We start from the raw sequence: 814 nt of genomic DNA on the forward strand, positions 1-814 counted from the left end.
TATAAAAAGACATCGCATTGCTTAAACGCGATGTCTTCAAGGATCATCAAAGATGTCAAATTAGTTGATGATTTCACTACTCTACAGAGGGCAGAAACAAATCCTACAGGGTCAAGGACTGAGGATTGTTTTCAATTAGATCCGCCAGGTCTTTTAAGAAGGCAGCACCATCAGCACCATAGATAATGCGGTGGTCACAGGTCATATTTACGGTCATCTGCTTCTTAACACCGATCATGCCGTTCTCGTCAGCAACCACGGTGGGCTTAGCGCCGCCAATGGCCAAAATTGAACCAGTGCCAGGGGGCAAAATAGCATCGAAACTGTCAACACCAAACATCCCCAGGTTAGACAGGGTAAAGGTGCCAGTAGTGTACTCCTCAGGCTGTAGTTGCTTACTACGGGAGCGAGCAACGAGGTCTTTCCAAGCGCGGGATAAAGAGTAGATATCCATCTGATCAGCGCCGCGCAGAACTGGGGTAATCAGACCGCCATCGGGCATAGCCACGGCCACGGCCACGTTAATACTGCCGTTGTATTGAATACCGGCGTCGGTATAGCTGGCATTGACGATGGGGTGCTTAGTTAGGGTGACCGCAACAGCTTTTGCAAGCAGACCAGTCATGGTCACGCCCTTAGGCTTGATCTGCTGATACAGCGCATCTAGGGCATTAGTGGTGATGCTGTAGCTGACGCGGAAGACAGGTACGGTCAGGCTAGCGTTCATGTTGCGAACGACGGCCTGCTGCATGGTGTTAAAGGGAGTCACCTGACCAGGTACCGGCGGGGGTGCAGTGGGTGCAGCGGGAATCGA

Annotated in this window: 1 protein-coding gene; it reads right to left on the reverse strand. The window is 51.5% G+C overall.

The features are described 5' to 3' along the window. Positions 1-103: 103 nt before the first annotated feature. Positions 104-814, reverse strand: a 711-nt coding sequence (locus DXZ20_RS00695) for a dihydrolipoamide acetyltransferase family protein (RefSeq protein ID WP_163695707.1), incomplete at its 5' end; no start/stop codon positions are given.

The organism is Adonisia turfae CCMR0081 (genome assembly GCF_011009555.1).
GTDB lineage: Bacteria > Cyanobacteriota > Cyanobacteriia > Phormidesmidales > Phormidesmidaceae > Leptothoe > Leptothoe turfae.